At 51.7% G+C, this 17,023-nt stretch carries 15 protein-coding genes and 2 pseudogenes; 11 read left to right on the top strand and 6 right to left on the bottom strand.

Annotated features, from left to right (window positions below):
* Positions 1–590 precede the first annotated feature (590 nt).
* The 4 genes from IAE33_RS23430 to IAE33_RS23415 all read left to right on the top strand — a co-directional run bounded on the left by IAE33_RS23430 (position 591) and on the right by IAE33_RS23415 (position 3,074).
* Positions 591–740, top strand: a complete 150-nt coding sequence (locus IAE33_RS23430; protein WP_201165527.1) for a hypothetical protein — start codon at positions 591–593, stop codon at positions 738–740.
* A gap of 166 nt (positions 741–906) precedes the next feature.
* A complete protein-coding gene (locus IAE33_RS23425) occupies positions 907–1,656 on the top strand; it encodes a hypothetical protein (RefSeq protein WP_201165525.1) in 750 nt (249 codons plus the stop codon).
* Positions 1,657–1,830: 174 nt separating this feature from the next.
* A complete protein-coding gene (locus IAE33_RS23420; RefSeq protein WP_201165524.1) occupies positions 1,831–2,193 on the top strand; it encodes a histone-like nucleoid-structuring protein, MvaT/MvaU family in 363 nt (120 codons plus the stop codon).
* A gap of 272 nt (positions 2,194–2,465) precedes the next feature.
* Complete coding sequence (locus tag IAE33_RS23415) at positions 2,466–3,074, top strand: alpha/beta fold hydrolase (protein WP_201165523.1); 609 nt, start codon at positions 2,466–2,468, stop codon at positions 3,072–3,074.
* A 124-nt stretch (positions 3,075–3,198) separates the two neighbouring features.
* Here IAE33_RS23415 and IAE33_RS23410 read toward each other — a convergent pair whose 3' ends face one another.
* Together IAE33_RS23410 and IAE33_RS23405 are read right to left on the bottom strand one after the other, a co-directional pair.
* The gene (locus IAE33_RS23410; protein WP_201165522.1) at positions 3,199–3,876 is read right to left on the bottom strand and encodes a type 1 glutamine amidotransferase domain-containing protein; all 678 of its coding nucleotides are present in this window, start codon (positions 3,874–3,876) and stop codon (positions 3,199–3,201) included.
* Positions 3,877–3,892: 16 nt separating this feature from the next.
* The gene (locus IAE33_RS23405) at positions 3,893–4,636 is read right to left on the bottom strand and encodes an SDR family oxidoreductase (protein WP_201165519.1); all 744 of its coding nucleotides are present in this window, start codon (positions 4,634–4,636) and stop codon (positions 3,893–3,895) included.
* A 123-nt stretch (positions 4,637–4,759) separates the two neighbouring features.
* Here IAE33_RS23405 and IAE33_RS23400 point away from each other — a divergent pair, with 123 nt between their 5' ends.
* A complete protein-coding gene (locus IAE33_RS23400; protein ID WP_236404154.1) occupies positions 4,760–5,677 on the top strand; it encodes a LysR family transcriptional regulator in 918 nt (305 codons plus the stop codon).
* Between the two features lie 137 nt (positions 5,678–5,814).
* On the opposite strand, the gene IAE33_RS23395 is transcribed toward IAE33_RS23400, so the two are convergent.
* Complete coding sequence (locus IAE33_RS23395; RefSeq protein ID WP_236404152.1) at positions 5,815–6,198, bottom strand: LysR family substrate-binding domain-containing protein; 384 nt, start codon at positions 6,196–6,198, stop codon at positions 5,815–5,817.
* A 207-nt stretch (positions 6,199–6,405) separates the two neighbouring features.
* On the opposite strand from IAE33_RS23395, the gene IAE33_RS24685 reads away from it, so the two are divergent.
* The 3 genes and pseudogenes from IAE33_RS24685 to IAE33_RS23380 all read left to right on the top strand — a co-directional run bounded on the left by IAE33_RS24685 (position 6,406) and on the right by IAE33_RS23380 (position 8,015).
* A complete protein-coding gene (locus IAE33_RS24685; protein ID WP_328804914.1) occupies positions 6,406–6,501 on the top strand; it encodes a hypothetical protein in 96 nt (31 codons plus the stop codon).
* 365 nt (positions 6,502–6,866) lie between these two features.
* Positions 6,867–7,086 (top strand): annotated as a pseudogene (locus IAE33_RS23385) (electron transfer flavoprotein subunit beta/FixA family protein); the annotation flags it as partial.
* Positions 7,087–8,015, top strand: a pseudogene (locus IAE33_RS23380) (electron transfer flavoprotein subunit alpha/FixB family protein).
* 122 nt (positions 8,016–8,137) lie between these two features.
* Here IAE33_RS23380 and IAE33_RS23375 read toward each other — a convergent pair.
* Both IAE33_RS23375 and IAE33_RS23370 read right to left on the bottom strand, forming a co-directional pair.
* Positions 8,138–9,439, bottom strand: coding sequence for a hypothetical protein (locus IAE33_RS23375; RefSeq protein ID WP_201165515.1), 1,302 nt, complete (start codon positions 9,437–9,439; stop codon positions 8,138–8,140).
* A gap of 162 nt (positions 9,440–9,601) precedes the next feature.
* Positions 9,602–11,965 (bottom strand): TonB-dependent receptor, encoded by a 2,364-nt coding sequence (locus IAE33_RS23370; RefSeq protein WP_201165513.1) that lies wholly within the window; start codon positions 11,963–11,965, stop codon positions 9,602–9,604.
* A gap of 600 nt (positions 11,966–12,565) precedes the next feature.
* Between IAE33_RS23370 and IAE33_RS23365 the strand changes: the two genes are divergently transcribed.
* The 3 genes from IAE33_RS23365 to IAE33_RS23355 all read left to right on the top strand — a co-directional run bounded on the left by IAE33_RS23365 (position 12,566) and on the right by IAE33_RS23355 (position 16,387).
* Entirely contained in the window at positions 12,566–13,480 is a 915-nt protein-coding gene (locus IAE33_RS23365; protein WP_201165511.1) for a LysR family transcriptional regulator, read from the top strand.
* Between the two features lie 511 nt (positions 13,481–13,991).
* Positions 13,992–15,575: an ABC transporter permease gene (locus IAE33_RS23360; protein ID WP_201165509.1), complete on the top strand. Its 1,584-nt coding sequence runs from the start codon at positions 13,992–13,994 to the stop codon at positions 15,573–15,575.
* A complete protein-coding gene (locus IAE33_RS23355) occupies positions 15,572–16,387 on the top strand; it encodes an ABC transporter ATP-binding protein (RefSeq protein WP_201165507.1) in 816 nt (271 codons plus the stop codon). Before IAE33_RS23360 ends, IAE33_RS23355 begins: the two co-directional genes overlap by 4 nt.
* A gap of 56 nt (positions 16,388–16,443) precedes the next feature.
* Here the strand turns inward: IAE33_RS23355 and IAE33_RS23350 are convergent.
* Positions 16,444–17,023 (bottom strand): aminoacyl--tRNA ligase-related protein (locus IAE33_RS23350; RefSeq protein ID WP_328804913.1); only part of this gene is annotated, 580 nt, incomplete at its 5' end.

Raw genomic sequence — 17,023 nt, 5'->3', positions numbered from 1 at the left:
GGTCGCGTAGCACGACGGCGGACGCGACAACTACCTTGAAAAACGCCGAGCAGCGCATTTTGCCCCACCGATTTTTCCCAGAAAAAACTCGATTTCTGACGCCTTTGCTGTTGCTGCTGCTCTGCTTCGAATCGTGTTGAACTGACCTTCTCCATGCCCCCCAGTGGGGGGCATTGGGGGAGTCGCCCTTTTGGCCGAAGGCCACTGCTTTTGACTTTGGGTTCAAAAATTTTCTTTGAGTAACAAAAAATGAGTGAAGCTCACTGATACCTAATGGGGATAGCTACGTCTGGCGTATGCATGCCTAGGAATGTGACGGCTGACATTAAAGATTGGTAGCTCATGCGACAGCATTCTGCTGGGGGCGAGTGGGGTGCTGAGCTGTGCAGTATCAAACCATCGATGAGTGCCAAGCTGCTCAGCATTGACGCGGATGCATGCTCAGCAGATTCGTTGAGAGAGAGGTCGCCTGTTGACCAGACGTGGGCCGTCTGATGCAGCGATGGCAGCCCTGATTACATTCGTTGTCGAGTAGATACTAAGCCTTACGCCGATTGCTACAACTCCTCGGGCGCTACAAAGGATCAGTGATGTACGTCGAAAAGAGCTTCACTCCTCAGCAGCTATTCGAGATGGTCTGGGCACGACCGGTTTTGATAATCGCCAAGGAAATTGGCGTATCTGATGTAGGCCTGCCGCAAGGCCGGGATCACATTGCCTGCCCGCGGCCACTGGGCTAAGCCAGAGTCGAAAAGGCCCCGGCGTCCAAAACCGCCAGTCTCCACTATACCCATCACGTTCCATGTTCTGGATATCCCAAAATCTGAGAAACCTAAGCCCCAGAGCCCAGTCAAAGACCTCGGCACGTTAATCGTTCCAACGGAATTGGTAGACCCGCATCCGTTGGTGAGCAAATGGCTCGCTGCAGCGAAGAAAGCCAAGGAGCTCAACGGCGCGCTAGTAGTAGAGAAGTCGCGGGTTTTGAGTTCCCACATTTCTTCGACGGAAATTGGCCGGTGCGCGATTCTGTTCGACAGCCTGATCAGGGCGAGTGAGGCCGTGGGCTACACGTGGGGTGTAAATGACAATGGAAGCTTCGTACGCCTGGACGGTGAGGATTTACTGATCACGATACAAGAGCGGATTAAACGATACGATATCCCTCCGCCGCCCCCCAAACCTTTCAAGCCTGGTCAGAGGGGGGAGCCTGATTTCACATCTATTAGAGCAGCCCGCTTTGGCTGGGAACCTACTGGCGTGCTATCCCTCATCGTGGATGCACGATCAGAGGTTTTGATCCAAAAAACTTCGGCGGACAGTAAGACCGGTAAGCTTGAATCGAAGCTTGGTCAGATATTGACAGGATTTGTTCGAATTGCTGCCTCTGTGAAAACCCGAAGGTCATCTGACGAAACCAATCGGTGTCGTTGGGCCGAAGAGGAGCGGGTAAGGAGAGAGAAGATTGATCAGCAGCGTCGTCAGGAAAAGCTGCGTCAAAATTTAATGATAAACCTGGAGAATTGGGAGCGAGCTCAGCGACTGCGCGCGTTTATTCAGGCGACGATGGATGCGTCACCGCAGGACGAAGCATCTCAAATGGCACTGGCTATTTGGGTTAGCTGGCTACGCAAAAAATCGAGCTGCTCGATCCTCTAAAAGTAGATATTCAGAAGGTTGTCGACTTGTCTGTGGATTTGCCAAATTCTGAATATGGTTACTGGAGCAGTGGCAAGAAGCCCGAGGATTGGTTGCCCTGATTTTCATTTGGATTTGAACTTAACCTGCGTTAAGATTCTCTACAGATCACTCATCACATTTTGGAGTATTTACATGTCCCGTTTGGCGGAATTCAGACAGCTCGAGCAAAAACTCGCCGTACAATTGGCCGAATTGGAGGCCATGAAAGGTAGCAGTGAGCTTCAGAACGAGATCGAGTTTGAAACCAAATTGCGCGATTTGCTTGCAAAGTATGGTTACAGTCTGAGAGATATCATCAACCTGCTGGATCCGCAGGCTGGTCGCCGTGCTGCCCCGGTAGCTGCAGAGAAGGCTCCTCGCCGAGCCCGTCAGGTCAAGCAGTACAAAAACCCGCATAACGGGGAAATCATCGAAACAAAAGGCGGAAACCACAAGCTTCTGAAAGAGTGGAAAGCTGAGTACGGTTCTGACGAAGTTGAGAGCTGGGTGTCGTAATTTGTCGCGTGCACCGACGGTAAGCTAAAAACGGCCTTAGGGCCGTTTTTTGTTCGTGCCAGTTCTTACTTGAGAGCTTGGCTTTGTCATATTCACAAGCGTCCTTAACCTAGCCTGTGCGCTTTGATGGTGTTGTGAAGTGGCCAGGCCTTTCTTGAATACATGCTTTGAACTCCACAGGTCTGGCCAAATGAACGGATAGCAGGCACTGTGGTAAGACCATTCAGCGCCTCTACATAAGCGCTGTGCCTACGCAGAGTCAAGGATGAGCTGTGACTACCCCTGAAAGCGTTTTCTTTCTACCTGGAGCCTCTGGCAACATCCAGTTCTGGCATCCGGTTGCTGAAAGACTCAGATCAACAATACCCATACGCCACATGGGATGGCCTGGCTTCGGCACCACAGCACCCAGCCCGAAAATCGCTAGCCTGAAGCATCTTGCATCGTTGGCATTGGACGAAATCGATAGACCCACGGCATTGGTAGCCCAATCCATGGGGGGAGTCGTAGCCATCCATATGGCACTTGAGCGGCCTGAGTTGATTACTCATCTGACCTTAGCTGTCACTTCGGGCGGGATGGGCGTTTCTGCACTGGGTGCCGAGGACTGGCGGACAGAGTTCGAAACCGACTACCCGGACGTACCACGCTGGTTTCTGGATGACCGAACCGATCTCACGGCTCGCCTGCATGAGCTACGCATGCCGGTATTGCTCCTATGGGGTGGCTCAGATCCCATAAGCCCATTACGGGTCGGGCAGTTGTTAGCACAACGCATCCCTGGCGCTCGGTTGAAAGTTTTTCCCGAGGCTGCTCATGATCTAGGGCGTATTCATGCTAGAGAGGTCGCGAACCTGATTGATGAACACCATGGCTTTTGAGGTGTATCGAGTCGCTTTCAAGCAAGCTCCGTGAATCAGGCATTGGAATTTGCTATGCGGCGATGTGCCAAAGACCGTATCGAGCTGGCCTGAGCCCTCTGTGAGCTCAGGCCAGCTCAAGCGATTACTCCATTTGGGCGAGAAGTGCTTTAGCCACACCTTCAGAGCTTGCTGGGTTCTGACCTGTAACCAACTTGCCGTCTTCGACGATGAATGGAGCCCAATCTGGGCCCTTCTCATAATGGCCCCCCAGGCGCTGAAACTCATCTTCGATCAGGAATGGCACCACGTCGGTCAACTCCACGGCGGCTTCTTCGCCGTTGGTGAAACCCGTTACCCGTCGGCCTTTGATCAACGGGGATCCGTCACTACCTTTAACATGGCGAAGTGCACCAGGCGCGTGGCATACAAACCCGATGGGCTTGCCGGCGCGTTCGAATGATTCGATCAGGTTGACAGAGGTTTTCGACTCTGCGAGATCCCACAGAGGGCCATGCCCACCTGGATAGAATACTGTGTCAAAGTCTTCCGCACTGACCGTATCGAGCTTGATGGTTGCTGACAATGCCTTCTGGGCGGCTAGGTCAGCATTGAACCGGCGCGTCATGTCGGTTTGGAAATCAGGCAGTTCACTTTTCGGATCGAGTGGCGGTTGCCCACCCGCTGGGGATGCCAGCACAACCTCGGCACCTGCGTCTTTGAAGACGTAGTAAGGTGCAGCGAACTCCTCCAGCCAGAAGCCCGTTTTCAGGCCGGTGTCGCCCAGTTGATCGTGCGATGTAAGGACTATCAAAACTTTCATTTCACTATCCTCTCGATCAGAAATCCTGAGATGTTGGACGCAGGACAATTTCATTGATGTCCACATCCGCCGGTTGTTCGATGGCAAATGCGATGGCTCGCGCAACAGACTCTGCAGGAATTGCGTTCTTGTAGAAGTCAGCCACCGCCTGTGCACTGGCTTCGTGACCACTACCGAATTTCAGCTCGGAATCGACCGCGCCTGGCTCGATGGTGGTGGTACGGATGTTCTTCCCTACCTCATGGCGCAAACCTTCCGAGATCGCCCGGACTGCGTATTTCGTACCGCTGTAGACCGAACCGCCAGGGCTAAAGACCTTGATGCCCGCAACAGACGAGACGTTGATGAAGTGACCCGACCCTTGCTTTTCAAACAGGGGTAGGGCGGCAGCAATGCCATACATCACCCCCTTGATGTTGATGTCGATCATCCGATCCCATTCATCAACCCGCAGTTCAGAAATAGGCGCGATCGCCATTAGGCCAGCATTGTTGATCATCACATCCAAACGGCCAAACGTGTCCACTGCGTGTTGCACGAGGGAAATCAAGTCCTCACGACGTGTGACGTCCACCACGAGCGCCGTGGCTTTTCCACCGCTGGCTTCGATTTCTGCAGCAATTGCTTTGAGGCGATCTTCGCGTCGTGCAGCCAACACGACCAAAGCGCCCTTGCTGGCCAAGTGGCGAGCAGTGGTCTCACCCAGGCCGCTGCTTGCACCCGTGATGACGACGACCTTTCCTTCGATACCTTTGCTCATTTCAGAAGCCTCATTAGGTGGAGATGGCACCGATTATGAGTTGTCAAATCATCACAGAGAATGGAATATTCAGGATTTTAAAATTCCAAAATATGGAACAATAACGTGCTGAATCGGCTTGAGATGGTGAGGGTTTTTTTGGCGGTCGTTGATTGTTCATCCTTTCGCGAAGCTGCGAATCACCTAGGAACATCGCCTCAGAAAGTTACCCGGGCGGTGCAGGAGTTTGAACGACTCATGGGCGAGTCGCTGTTCCACCGCAGCACGCGACAGATGAGAATCACAGATTTCGGAAGGGAGCTCGCGCAAGAAGCGAGGGCGGCAATAGAAGGCTTTGACCAGCTCTTCTCTAGAGCGGATCGCGGTGATGGGCAAGAGATCATGGGGCGAGTGGGACTGACTGCACCGCATGCGATCGGCAAGCTCTACCTAGCCCGTTTCCTGGCTGAGTTACGTCGGCAGTATCCGAAACTGAGCATCGACCTAACTCTGGACGATGAGCTAACGGATTCGGTGGCATCCAAAATCGATATCGGGATTCGAGTGGGTACTGTCCGCGATCGTCGATTCATCGCGAGGACGGTGGCAAGCGTTCCGTTGCTTGTCGTGGCCGCACCTGAGCTCATAGCCAGTGCTGGAGCGCCATTGAGTCTTATGGAGCTGAAGACCATGCCTCTATCGCTGCTTCAGGATCGTAGATCCGGACGCGGTTGGCCGTGGATTTTTCCCAACGAGGAGAGCTTCATTCCCGAGCAACCTGGCTTCACATGCGATGACCCGGAAACTGAGTTGGAAATGGTGCTGCAGGGGGGCGTGTTTGCTCAAATGCCTCTTTACTTGGCTGAGCCTCATTTGTCGCAAGGCACCCTTGTTGAGGTGATGTCAGATCATGCTCCGCAACCACTCGATCTGGTTCTCTACCGGACGCGCCCAGGGCCTGCGCCGCGGAGAATAAGGTTGGTCTATGACTTCTTACTGGAAAAGCTCAGTGATCAACGTCTATTTCCAGGGGGAGCACCTACGGTTGGGCATGTGCCGTAGCAATAAACCGGTGTAGTGGTGCGTTCGAGAACGTGAAAAGGCTGACATTCCGGCAAGCCGCGTGGCATTGGGTAGTCTCAGATCACTGCAGGTGCAGAAAAATGGAGAGGGGTTGATGGCGGGTGCTCCTGCTGTTTTCAGTTCAGCCACTTCTCCGCTTCCCCCAGAAAATGCATGACTGCTCGCGATCGTTCGTCCACTCGAGTGATGAGCGACAATTCGCTCTGCATGTCTGGCTGACTCAGTTCCAGAGTGCGGATGCCCGGCATGCTCAATTGTGTAAGGGTCTCAGGAAGAATACTGATCCCGATGCCAGCGGCTATCAGGCCAGGAATGCTCATCAAGGACGGCACATACATGATGTTAGAGGGGTGCAACTGGTACTGACGGCATAGCTGGAGAGTGTGTGAGGTGAGGCCTATCCCAGCAGGGTCTTCCAGAAAGATGAATTTCTCTTGTCGGAGAGATGCCAAGTCACCATTGAAGTCCTGTGCCAATGGATGATTGTCAGGGGCCAGCAATACCAACCTGGAGAGGCTAAAACAGTGTGTAGAGGTGAGCTTCTCGGTGATGCAAAGCGCTCACTCATCGAACTGGCTTATGGGAGAAGTGAGTCTTTGACTCAGGCCTGCCAACATGCTCGACAGTGACTCAGCCATACCGGTCGATCTCCTATCAAGTGAGTTATATCAACACCGCTGCTGCTAAAAGGGCTGGAGTTCGATCATGTGCTCATACCGGATGCTGCTCATTTTCTGACCGAGCGCTTCGCCTCGGCCAAGCTCTTTTACGTTGCGATTTCGCGAGCTAGACACCACTGGTGATTGTCTCTTCAAACCCTATCTTGCAATTTCCTAGGCCAGTGCTTTAAGCCAACCCCTAGGAGAAAAAAGCATGGCGCAATTAGGGGGGCTGGTTGACTAGTTGGACGGCCATAGAATTTTTGCCAATACCGCTTGCTGCACAACCCTCGGAGTCAGTGCCAGTGCCTCTGCACGGTCGACTTCGGACGCCCCTGTAAAGATCGTTTCTCACCGGAGCGATGTAGTGCAGCCAGCGCCTCTGGGAGGCGCTGGAATTGCGACGGTTACGGGTCAGGTGTAAGTCGAGAGCAGAGCTCGCAAGAAATCTTTCCTGCGGTGAACGCTGCTGAGGATTGTGTAGTCGCGTTCTCCGTCGTGGGAGAGATGACCTGCGCCTGAACGAGCCACGCTATGCGTCGCTGCCGAACATCATGAAGGCCAGGAAGAAGCCGCTGGAGACCGTCAAGCCTGACGATCTGGGCGTTTCCCTCGTTTCGACCCAAGACCGTGAAAGTTGAAGCGCTGGCTGCCCGCAGCGCTGGCATCAAGGTCAAATCGGTGGCCGAACTGGTCGAGAAGCTGAAGAACGAAGCGAAGGTGATCTAAATGACTATCTTGGTTGTCGCTGAATACGAGAATGGTGCCGTAGCCCGGCCACCCTGAACACTGTTGCCGCTGCCGCCAAGATCGGTGGTGATGTGCACGTCCTGGTCGTTGGCCAGAACGTCGGTGGCATCGCCGAATCCGCCGCCAGGATCGCAAGCGTGGCCAAGGTGCTGGTTGCCGATAACGCTGTCTACACCCACGCTCTGCCAGAAAACGTAGCGCCGCTGCTGGTCGAGTTGGCCAAGAGTTACAGCCACGTGCTGGCCCCGGTCACTACCAACAGCAAGAACATCTTGCCACGCGTTGCCGCGCTGCGGGACGTCGACCAGATCTCCGAAATCATCTCGGTAGAATCTGCAGACACCTTCAAACGCCCGATTTATGCCGGTAACACCATTGCCACCGTGCAATGGAGCGCTACGGTCAAGGTCATAACTGTGCGCACCACCGGCTTCGACGCAATAGGCGCTGAAGGTGGCTCGGCGACTGTTGAAACCGTCTGCTCTACGCACAGTGCGGGTATCTCAATCTTCGTCGGTGAAGCGCTGGCCAAGTCCGACCGCCCGAAGTTGACCGCTGCGAGGGTCGTTGTATCCGGTGGCCGCGGCTTGGGCAACGGTGACAACTTCAAGCACCTGTACAGCCTGGCCGACAAGCTCGGCGCTGCCGTCGGTGCCTCGCGCGCTGCGGTCGACGCAGGCTTTGTGCCGAACGATACGCAGGTCGGCAAGACCGGCAAGATCGTTGCGCCACAGCTGTATATCGCCGTCGGTATTTCCGGCGCGATCCAGCACTTGGCCGGCATGAAGGACTCCAGGGTGATCGTTGCGATCAACAAGGACGAAGAAGCGCCGATCTTCCAGGTAGCCGACTACGGCCTAGTCGCTGACTTGTTCGAAGCGGTTCCTGAGCTGGAAAAGCTGGCCTGATCGGCCTGCAGCCGTACACGTAACCCGGGCTCTTGCAACAAGGCCTGGGTTTTAGCAGCACAATCTAAGATGATCGATTTTGGTCTCAGCCATGCCAGCACTTACTCATCATACCTCACTAACTACGAATCATTACGCCTTGAATAGCTTGTCATTCGCTTGTCCAGCAACGTTTGGCTTATACTAGATGAGTGGCGCCTGGTAATTCGGTCAGGTAAATCTTCAATGGATAGAATGTGGAATGACTTCACTCCACCAATACTGCCACCTGAGGGTATTCCTTGCACTCGAATCGATACATACCCGTTAAGGAGCCCATCGGTTGATAGCCAGTTCACAAATTTGGGATCTGTATTCGATAGCACGTAAGTGTAAGTGCCATCGGGGTTTGACACTGCCTGTGCTCCATTCAGGCTGCCTGTTTTATTGATGTAATTGCGAGAACGAGCCCACGGATCCATAACTTGAGTACCGATATAATTGGCTGATCCAGGATCTACTGTGATGACTAAAACCTCATCTTCAACGAGTGTAAAGCGCCGATTGACGACCCATCCCCAGCCCCCAGTTCGCAGCAGGAGTTCAGGTATCTCACCGTCGATCACAGGTTGAATGCTGCTGAGAATAGGAAGCCAGTAGTCAACGAACTCTGGAACAAGCGCCTCAGCATCTTTTGTAAGTTTGTCAAATGCTCTCCTCGGCTGAAGTGAAGGGCCAGAGACCCGCCGAATGCTTAAGCGGTTGGGTGATTGCTTAGCCCAGTCAGACAGGACATCCCTAATCATGAGGTATTTTGCATCGGCGGTACTCTGTATGTGGTTAGCTCTTCCATTTGCAGGCTGATTGTCGATGGTTATCTCAAAAAAACCATCGAATCCTACTAGAACTTCATGGTTAGCTAACATCGCAATATGATTCTCTCCAGTCATGCCCTTCCAACTGCTGGTGAGCTCAAAAAGATACTGTGATGGTGGTGCGCTTCCTAATTTCCCAGTAATTAGGTACTGACTATGACTATCAATTGCAACGATGCGATAAACGTTGTCGGGGTTGTCAACAATGTATCGTGCGCCTGGCCAATCCCTTCTGGGAGGGCTCTCATGTAGCATTATTTTAGGCCGCTGTGGGTCGTCTGCGGCCAAGTACGAGATAGCCCCCATTGCTAACTCGCGAACTGCTGAGGGTAGCGTCTTTTGAGCGTCAGCTGTTTGGGCCAGTGGCAATGAGCCAAGTTGTTTTTCCAGCTTTTCGATAGTTGCTTGGATGTTTGGCGAATTGAACAGGCGCAAGCATAAATTTTCTAGCTCTTTATTTTCTTTCGTAAGCAGCGCGGAGGAGAACAATTCCGCTTGTGGCTTCAAATCATTCAATGATTGAAGTGTATTAGGTGTTGGGAGGTGGGTCGAAGATCTATCTTGGCTCATTTATGCCTCATTTATCTAAGATAGTTGAGCATTGGATTGCGCTGTGAGTATTCTTAGTCGAGTGTGTCAACGGGCTGCGTTGGGAGCAGACAATCCCCGGTCAAGGAGGCCGCAGGGCGGCCTCTAATTCTGGTGTTCTAGATATTTATTCTATTCGCTTCGTCAGAAGTCATACCGCGCTGTTGCGCCCAAAGTTCGGGGTGTGCCCAAGAATCCTGAATAGCCACCATTGATTTCATTGAAAAATGTAGTGTAGTAGGTCTTGTCGAAGGCGTTTTTGACCCACAATGATAAATCCCATTGGCCTTGCCCCCAGTTACCTCGTAATCCTGTTGAAAAATTGGCTACGCCATATGCGGGGATTTGTGCATAAGATGAATCCTCTACGGTGCCTACAGCTTTAGAGCGATAAGCGTAGCTACCTGTGACATATGGCACTAGGTTATCGCCCCAATGCCATTCATACACGCTGTTGATGTTGGCGATCCATTTTGAAGCGCCTACTACTTGATTACCGCTGAGATCACAAGATGCTGGGGCTCCGGGTTGATAGGCTACCTCGGGAGGGCAAGGGGCATCTTTATAAGAAAGATAGCGTACATCGTTATAAGAGCCATTGACGTTTATCGTCAGGCCACGTAGCGGGATGAGCGTGGCTTCTAATTCTGCCCCGCGAGACCTAACTGAACCAGCATTGGTTAAATACTGGACACGATTAGCTTCGTCATACCCAGTGGTCTGATAACCATTGACTCGAGTCCAGAACAAGTTGCCGTTCAGTTGGAGGCGGTTGTCAAGTAAAGTACTTTTGATGCCCAATTCAAGGTTGTTCGCACGCTCGCTGCCGATCTCTAATGACTCTGCCCCTGCTGTAGGCGCGGTGCCGACAGAAAGGTTAACACCACCGGATTTTTCGCCGTGCGAAAGTGTCACGTAACCGAGAAGATCTTCGTTGAAGATATAGCTTAAGCTTAATAGTCCAGATGGGCTGAAACTATATTGATTTAAACTCCCAGATTCATACGCTCCGAACCGAGCGTTTCGGGATACTAATGCAGCGCCTGAAACTGGCTCGCCGCCAATTGATGGGCTACGATTGACCCAGGCGTCTTTCTCTTCGTACGTACCCCGCAAGCCCGCGGTGAAGTCCAATTTTGGCGTAAGGTGCCATGTCCCTTGGCTGAACAGCGCGAAGCTGTTGGTTTCAATATGCCCCTTGCCAAGGCTTTGAACGTTCGATAGAGCGCCAGTTGGAGTTCCATTCCATAGGTCGGCCAGAGGGCCATTACTGATTTTAGTTTCATTGTCTAAATCAGATCCGAAATAGTAGGCTCCCAGAACGTAATCAAATGTGCCACCAATAGGAGAAGCCAGCCTGAACTCTTGTGACCATTGTTTATCCTGAACCGACACGCCACTGTTGTTAGTGACTGGTACATTTAACGTGTCATCGTTACGAGGGCTGAAATCCCACCATCGGTAAGCGCTGACGGATGTAAGAGTGAAGTCACTAGATAGCTTCCAATTCGCCTCTGCCGATAGCCCACCTTGGTGCACTGTAACGCGCTGAACTCCATCTATATTGACTCTGCGCTTGCGTCCATCAACTAGTGTGGCGCCGACGGCAGCAGCTCGGGATTCAAAGCGGTTGACGCCATTAATAGTTGGGCCCGTGCTGTAGAGTGGATGTGTGCCGGCGCTAGAAGACTCCTCATTGTAGTCGCTTATGATGCGTAAACTGAAGTCTTCACTAGGTTTGTATAGTAATTGACCTTTAAACCCCTCTCGAGAACCGCCATTGAGGTCATGGCCATTATATTCATTTTTCAGGTCACCATCGCTGCGACTTCGGTACGCCGAAAAGCGTCCGGCCATCACTTCGGAAATAGGCCCGGAAATAGTCCCTTTTGTCTGGAAGAAACCATCCTCTCCGAATGAAGTTTCGATGCTCCGCTCAGGTGTAAAGCTCGGCAACCGAGTGCTAATATTGACTACCCCAGCGGTTGTGTTCTTGCCGAACAGAGTACCCTGTGGGCCGCGCAGTACTTCAAGCTGTTCGATGTCCATTAGGTCAAACACTGCCATCCCTGGCCTTCCTAAATAGACATTATCAATGTACAATCCGGCGCTTCCTTCTAACCCATCGCTACCGGGGTTGTTGCCTAGTCCGCGAATTGATACGCTTGACTGCCTAGCATGCATGTAGGCCACGTTTAGACTAGGTGTCAACTGCTGAAGATCTTGTATGCGGTAAACTCGCTGGTTCTCTAACGACTGTCCGCTTATAACACTCATCGTAGCCGGTACATCCTGAGCACTTTCCTCGCGACGGCGGGCAGTTACCGTCACTGCTTTCAGGCGTGTATTATCCAACGTTGCATCGCTTGCCGCTTCGGGCTCTTTGCTAGCGGGATCCTCCGAAGCATGTGCTGGTGAGCAGGCGATGTAGCTTGCTAGCAATAAAGTCGCTGGTAAGGTTTTAAGCGGAAAAATTGGTTTCGTGGAAATACGCGATAAATAAGTCATTGAAGTTCCTTGGGGCGTAATCACACCCATTACCCAAGCCATCTCGAATTTTTCGACTCGAATTTGGGGGCTTGGTTAATTTTTTGTGATAAATCTGCGTCTATGTTAGTTGTTTCTTTTTTATTGGGATGGCGCCATAAAGCTGCGTGGGGTGCTAGCTACATGCTTATCTGTTTCCACTCGCAGGCAACACTAAAAAAGTTGAAAGTTAGGGTGAGCGAAATATCGTTATGGCTCTGATCGTCTAACCGTGACCATTCCTCGAGAACAAGCGCTTTAGACTCGAGTGATGGTGTGTTTCCTGGTCGAGCGAGTCACGCCTTCCACTCGACGTTACTATTCTCATTGCAGCACCTACGCCCCTTGACACTCGGTGGTCGGTATAGCTGTAGTTGGTGTATTTGAAAATTTTGGTAGTACTGCTCAAGGACGAGCCTCCAGGCTTGGTCGGTTCTACACGCGGCGAAGTTAGGCTCATATGCCTTTATGATCTAAACAAAGATCTAAAGCTTTGTTGACGGCATAAGAGTCAGCATTTAAAACCTCTGTCTGGCTTAGGGCCAATACTTTCGACCTATTTTTTAGATGCCGGGAACGCATATGGATTTACGCCAGCTTCGCTACTTCATCGCTCTTAACGAACATCGCAGCTTCGTACGGGGAGCTGACGCCATGGGAATCACACAACCAGCCTTCAGTCGCAGTATCCAGGGATTGGAACAGGAATTTGGTTGCGTATTGATAGATCGTGGCAGCAAAGATCTGCGTCCGACGCCGGAGGGTCATGTAGTATTACACCATGCACTCAATATACTAAAAGACGCTAATCAGTTAACCCGAGAAGTAGCTCAAATGACGAAGCTCGATGCCGGTGAGCTTCACTTTGGTTGTGGCCCTGCTCCGGCGGTGAAACTAGTTCCGGACGCCGTAGCGGGATTTGCGGCAGCTTATCCGGGTGTCCGAGTCAGATTCGAAACTTCTAACTGGGAAAAACTAAGTCGTAGTTTGAATCGAGAGGAGATTGAGTTTTTTGTTGCCGATATTCGCCATTTCGAGTCAGATCCTAATTTTCATACTCAGCCACTCACACCACGACGCGGAGTGTTTTTTTGCAGGCCGGGACACCCATTGTTATCCAAGACTAACTTGTCTCCTGACGATATTTTCGATTATCCGTTAGCAAGTGCGATGTTGCCTCCAGGAGCCCGTAAACGCCTTGCTGCAACCAGTGGCCGTTTGGATTTCGCTCTAGCGATACAAACCGATGATTTCAGTAGCCTGGCTAAGATTGTACGGAACACTGATGCGGTCGGCATGAGCACGGAGGAACACTATGAGCAAGATATTCTGCCTGGATCGTTGGTGCGTCTGCGTTTCCGCAATTTTCCGGGCGAACAACCTGGTGGCTCAGCAATTTTCGGGATTATTAGTCGTGCAGGCTTCCGCCTATCTCCTGCGGCGCGAGCGATGATTGATATAATTGTTGGGCTAGATAAGTCGCACTGTGCTGCTTGAAATAGGTTAAAGCATGCTTAAATTTTTTGCTGTATGGATGTTTGCAATAAGCTATTGTTGTTGCGCTCCGTCTATGTGTGAGGGTTCTAAAATTCAAAGTACCGTTTAGCATTTTTAATAATGCTGGTGAGCTATTTTGATATCTTATTTATCCTAAAGCGTCTATGTCCTTATTTAGGAATACGTTTTTTGTTATAAAATTCAATGTTTGACTATGGTTGCTGGGGTCGCTGCTTGACGTTTTAGAATGCTCATGCATATTTCTCGTATATATCTCGTTTTGTAGAAAATATGCGCAGAGCGATGCCTCAAGTCGTATTAAATTTTATGAGGCGGTGCAGTTATGCATGTGTGGCATAGAAAATATTCGGATAAAGCATTGGCGGTTTTTGCAGAAGACGGTACTAATGACGTCTTTTAACTCAAAGACCAGTTCACATGTTTAATAGTAAGTTGATGCGAGTATTTGATCGCTGGTTTGTAACCTACACGCCAACCTTCGGAGAGTCGAATGCTTGGTGACCGAACCCTTTCTGTGTCACCTCGTTGGCATCCATGGTGGATTGTTTTTACTGTCCGTCTGAGCGGCGCCTATGTGCCATTGCTCATCTTCGCGCTGTGGTGGATCGCTGCCCGAGACCACCTGATGAGTGCGCAAATTCTTCCCTCGCCGGGGGGGGTTTGGCTAACCGCACTAGAATTAGGCCGCGGGGAAATCTGGCAAAATATTGCAGTGAGCCTTCTACGTCTGGGGCTCGGCCTGCTGGCAGGCATTAGCTTCGGCGCGCTGCTCGGTGCTTGCCTAGGCGCCAGTTCGAGACTGCAGAATCTGGTGCTCCCGACCTTCAGCGCATTGGCGCAGATTCCGACGCTGGCATGGATTCCACTGTTTATGGTTTTCTTCGGAATCGGTGAGTTACTAAAACTCATGGTGCTTATCAAAGCCGTTGTGGTTCCGATCACGCTACACACTCTTGTAGGCGTACGCGATGCTCAACCAGGCTTGCGGGAGGCCGCTGCGGTGTTGCGTCTGCCTAAATTGATGCTCATCCGTCGGTTGATCATCCCCGCCGCAATGCCATCATTCATGGCTGGAGTGCGTTTGGCGCTCTCTGCGGGCTGGTCATCCTTGCTGGCAGTGGAGCTATTGGCATCGAGTGAGGGCATCGGTTACCTAATGGTCTGGGCTCGGCAGTTGTTTATGCTCGACATCGTATTTGTATGCATCGCTGTGATTGGCTTGATTGGAGTGGTTTTGGATCTGTTGATTGGCTGGGTTGATCAGAAAACAGTGCACTGGCCACATCCACCGACCTCACGGCTCAAGCGCTTTCACCGCCCTGGCGGTCGGCAGAGTCTTACAGCTTTGTATCTGCCCCTGACACTGTTGGTATTGTGGCAAACCGCGTACCAGCTCCATTGGGTTGATCGGGAGATATTGGTATCGCCCTTGCGAGTCTTGGGAACTCTCTTTGCGGGCATGCTCGATGCCAGTTTGCTGCACGCCATTTCCTCCAGTCTTACCCGAGCACTTATGGGCTTGCTCATCGGGGGCTTTTTTGGATTAGCCGCGGGCCTGCTTCTAGGGTTATCCCGGCCTGCTGAGCGACTATTTGGCCCAAGTTTGGGAGCCCTAAGGCAAATCGCGATCTTCGCTTGGGTTCCACTGCTAACTGCTTGGTTCGGATTAGGCGAGTCGGCGAAGTGGGTGTTCGTATCATTCGCGGCGTTTTTTCCATTATATATCGCCACTCATCGGAGCGTCGCTAGCCAGTCAGAGCAATTGAATGAGGTCGCGCTAGTGCTAGGGCTGAACCTGCAGCAACGCCTCAGGAAATTTGTGTTGCCCGGCGCTGCGCCCGGCATCTGCAGTGGATTGCGTCTGAGTCTGATTTATTCTTGGCTAGGAGCAATCGGCTCCGAATACTTCATGCCGTCGAATGGTGGTATTGGTAGCCTAATGATTGGGGCGCAACAACTAATGGATATGGACAAGATTATGGCTGCGATGCTGCTGGTTGGGATCACTGGCGGGATGATCAACCACCTCGGGCACCGTATAGAGGCGCGTGTCACGCGCTGGAGGCAAGCATGACTCATCCAATCGTTAGCTTTACTAATGTTGGAAAAGCTTTCAATATCGACGGAGGAATATTCCAGGCGATCAATGATTTTAACTTGGAAGTTTCAGAAGGTGAGTTCATTGCAGTCGTGGGCGCCAGTGGGTGCGGTAAATCTACTCTATTACGTCTATTGGTTGGTTTGGAGACTGACTATAGCGGTGATATACGCGTGGATGGGAGGAGAGTTGAAGTAGTTGGTGCGGGTTGCGGCATGGTGTTTCAAGAGCATCGGCTTTTTCCATGGCTGACAGTGGAGGGTAATGTCGGCTTGGGGTTAGTAAATGATGGGTCTACTAACGAGCAAAAAAAGCGGAAAGTAATGGAGTTTATCGACCTGGTAGGTCTTAGCGAGTTTTCTCGTGCCTATCCGCATCAATTGTCCGGCGGAATGGCCCAAAGGGTGGCTATCGCTCGAGGTCTAGTGGGGAGCCCACGCATCTTGCTGTTGGATGAGCCTTTCGGCGCGCTGGACGCGCTCATTCGTCAGCAAATGCAAAATGAGCTGCTTCAGATTCGTGAACAGTCCAAGATCACGACTGTGATGGTCACTCATGACGCGGAAGAAGCAATCTTTCTCGCCGATCGAATTGTTGTGATGGATCCTCGTCCAGGACGTATCAAGCGTATCATCAAAGTTAACCTGCCTCGACCACGTAGTCGTAGTCAGTACGAGTTTCATTTGCTGCGTGAAGAGCTTTTGCATGAGCTGACAAGTGATGAGCTCTATGTGTTGCCTAATAAAAACAGTATCAACGGTATTGATTCCGCTCTCATTGCGCAGTAAATATTCAGCCTGCTGTGATGTCACGAGCAAGGCGAGGTTTTTTGCTTGTATCTAACTCATCTGGCTTTAAATATTTCAGGATGCTCTTCATTAACCTGGCGGTGTGCAAGGTGAGGTTTCGGGCGTGCAGTTGTTAAAACAGCAATTTTCCGGGCAGCGGCGTATCCTCTGCCCACATCTTCGTCAACGTATTCAATGCCGAATCGTTCAGGGAGGTTCATATCGACCTGGAGCGTGCCGCACTGCCAGTCCCGGCCAATCGCGTCGCGCAAAACGAACTCAAGCTTGGGCCCGTAGAAGGCACCTTCACCAGGATTGACCTGACAGACGAGGTTCATTTCTTCGAGAGAGTGGATGAGCGCACCCTCGAGTTGATCCCAAGTGGCGTCACTGCCGATTCGGTTGGCAGGGCGAGTAGACAGCTTGATGCGCACTTCCTCGAAGCCAAACTGGCGATAGATGTCCAGAACTAAAGCCACGACGGATCGGCACTCCTCGTTCATCTGTTCAGGAGTGCAGAAAATGTGCGCGTCGTCCTGGGTAAAGTGACGAACCCGAAGCAATCCATGGAGAGAGCCGGAAGGTTCATACCGATGGACTTTACCGAATTCGCCCATGCGAATCGGCAAGTCGCGA

The sequence above is a fragment of the Pseudomonas sp. S60 genome (assembly GCF_016647865.1).
Lineage (GTDB): Bacteria > Pseudomonadota > Gammaproteobacteria > Pseudomonadales > Pseudomonadaceae > Aquipseudomonas > Aquipseudomonas parafulva.
Note: the sequence above shows the minus strand (reverse complement) of the source record. Positions and strands in the feature narration are given on the sequence as shown.

Excerpts from the sequence above, each read along its gene's own strand:
- IAE33_RS23430 (WP_201165527.1), top strand. The coding sequence starts at position 591 with ATGTACGTCGAAAAGAGCTTCACTCCTCAGCAGCTATTCGAGATGGTC.
- IAE33_RS23420 (WP_201165524.1), top strand. The coding sequence starts at position 1,831 with ATGTCCCGTTTGGCGGAATTCAGACAGCTCGAGCAAAAACTCGCCGTA.
- IAE33_RS23410 (WP_201165522.1), bottom strand. The coding sequence starts at position 3,876 with ATGAAAGTTTTGATAGTCCTTACATCGCACGATCAACTGGGCGACACC.
- IAE33_RS23405 (WP_201165519.1), bottom strand. The coding sequence starts at position 4,636 with ATGAGCAAAGGTATCGAAGGAAAGGTCGTCGTCATCACGGGTGCAAGC.
- IAE33_RS23400 (WP_236404154.1), top strand. The coding sequence starts at position 4,760 with ATGGTGAGGGTTTTTTTGGCGGTCGTTGATTGTTCATCCTTTCGCGAA.
- IAE33_RS23375 (WP_201165515.1), bottom strand. The coding sequence starts at position 9,439 with ATGAGCCAAGATAGATCTTCGACCCACCTCCCAACACCTAATACACTT.
- IAE33_RS23370 (WP_201165513.1), bottom strand. The coding sequence starts at position 11,965 with ATGACTTATTTATCGCGTATTTCCACGAAACCAATTTTTCCGCTTAAA.
- IAE33_RS23365 (WP_201165511.1), top strand. The coding sequence starts at position 12,566 with ATGGATTTACGCCAGCTTCGCTACTTCATCGCTCTTAACGAACATCGC.
- IAE33_RS23360 (WP_201165509.1), top strand. The coding sequence starts at position 13,992 with ATGCTTGGTGACCGAACCCTTTCTGTGTCACCTCGTTGGCATCCATGG.
- IAE33_RS23355 (WP_201165507.1), top strand. The coding sequence starts at position 15,572 with ATGACTCATCCAATCGTTAGCTTTACTAATGTTGGAAAAGCTTTCAAT.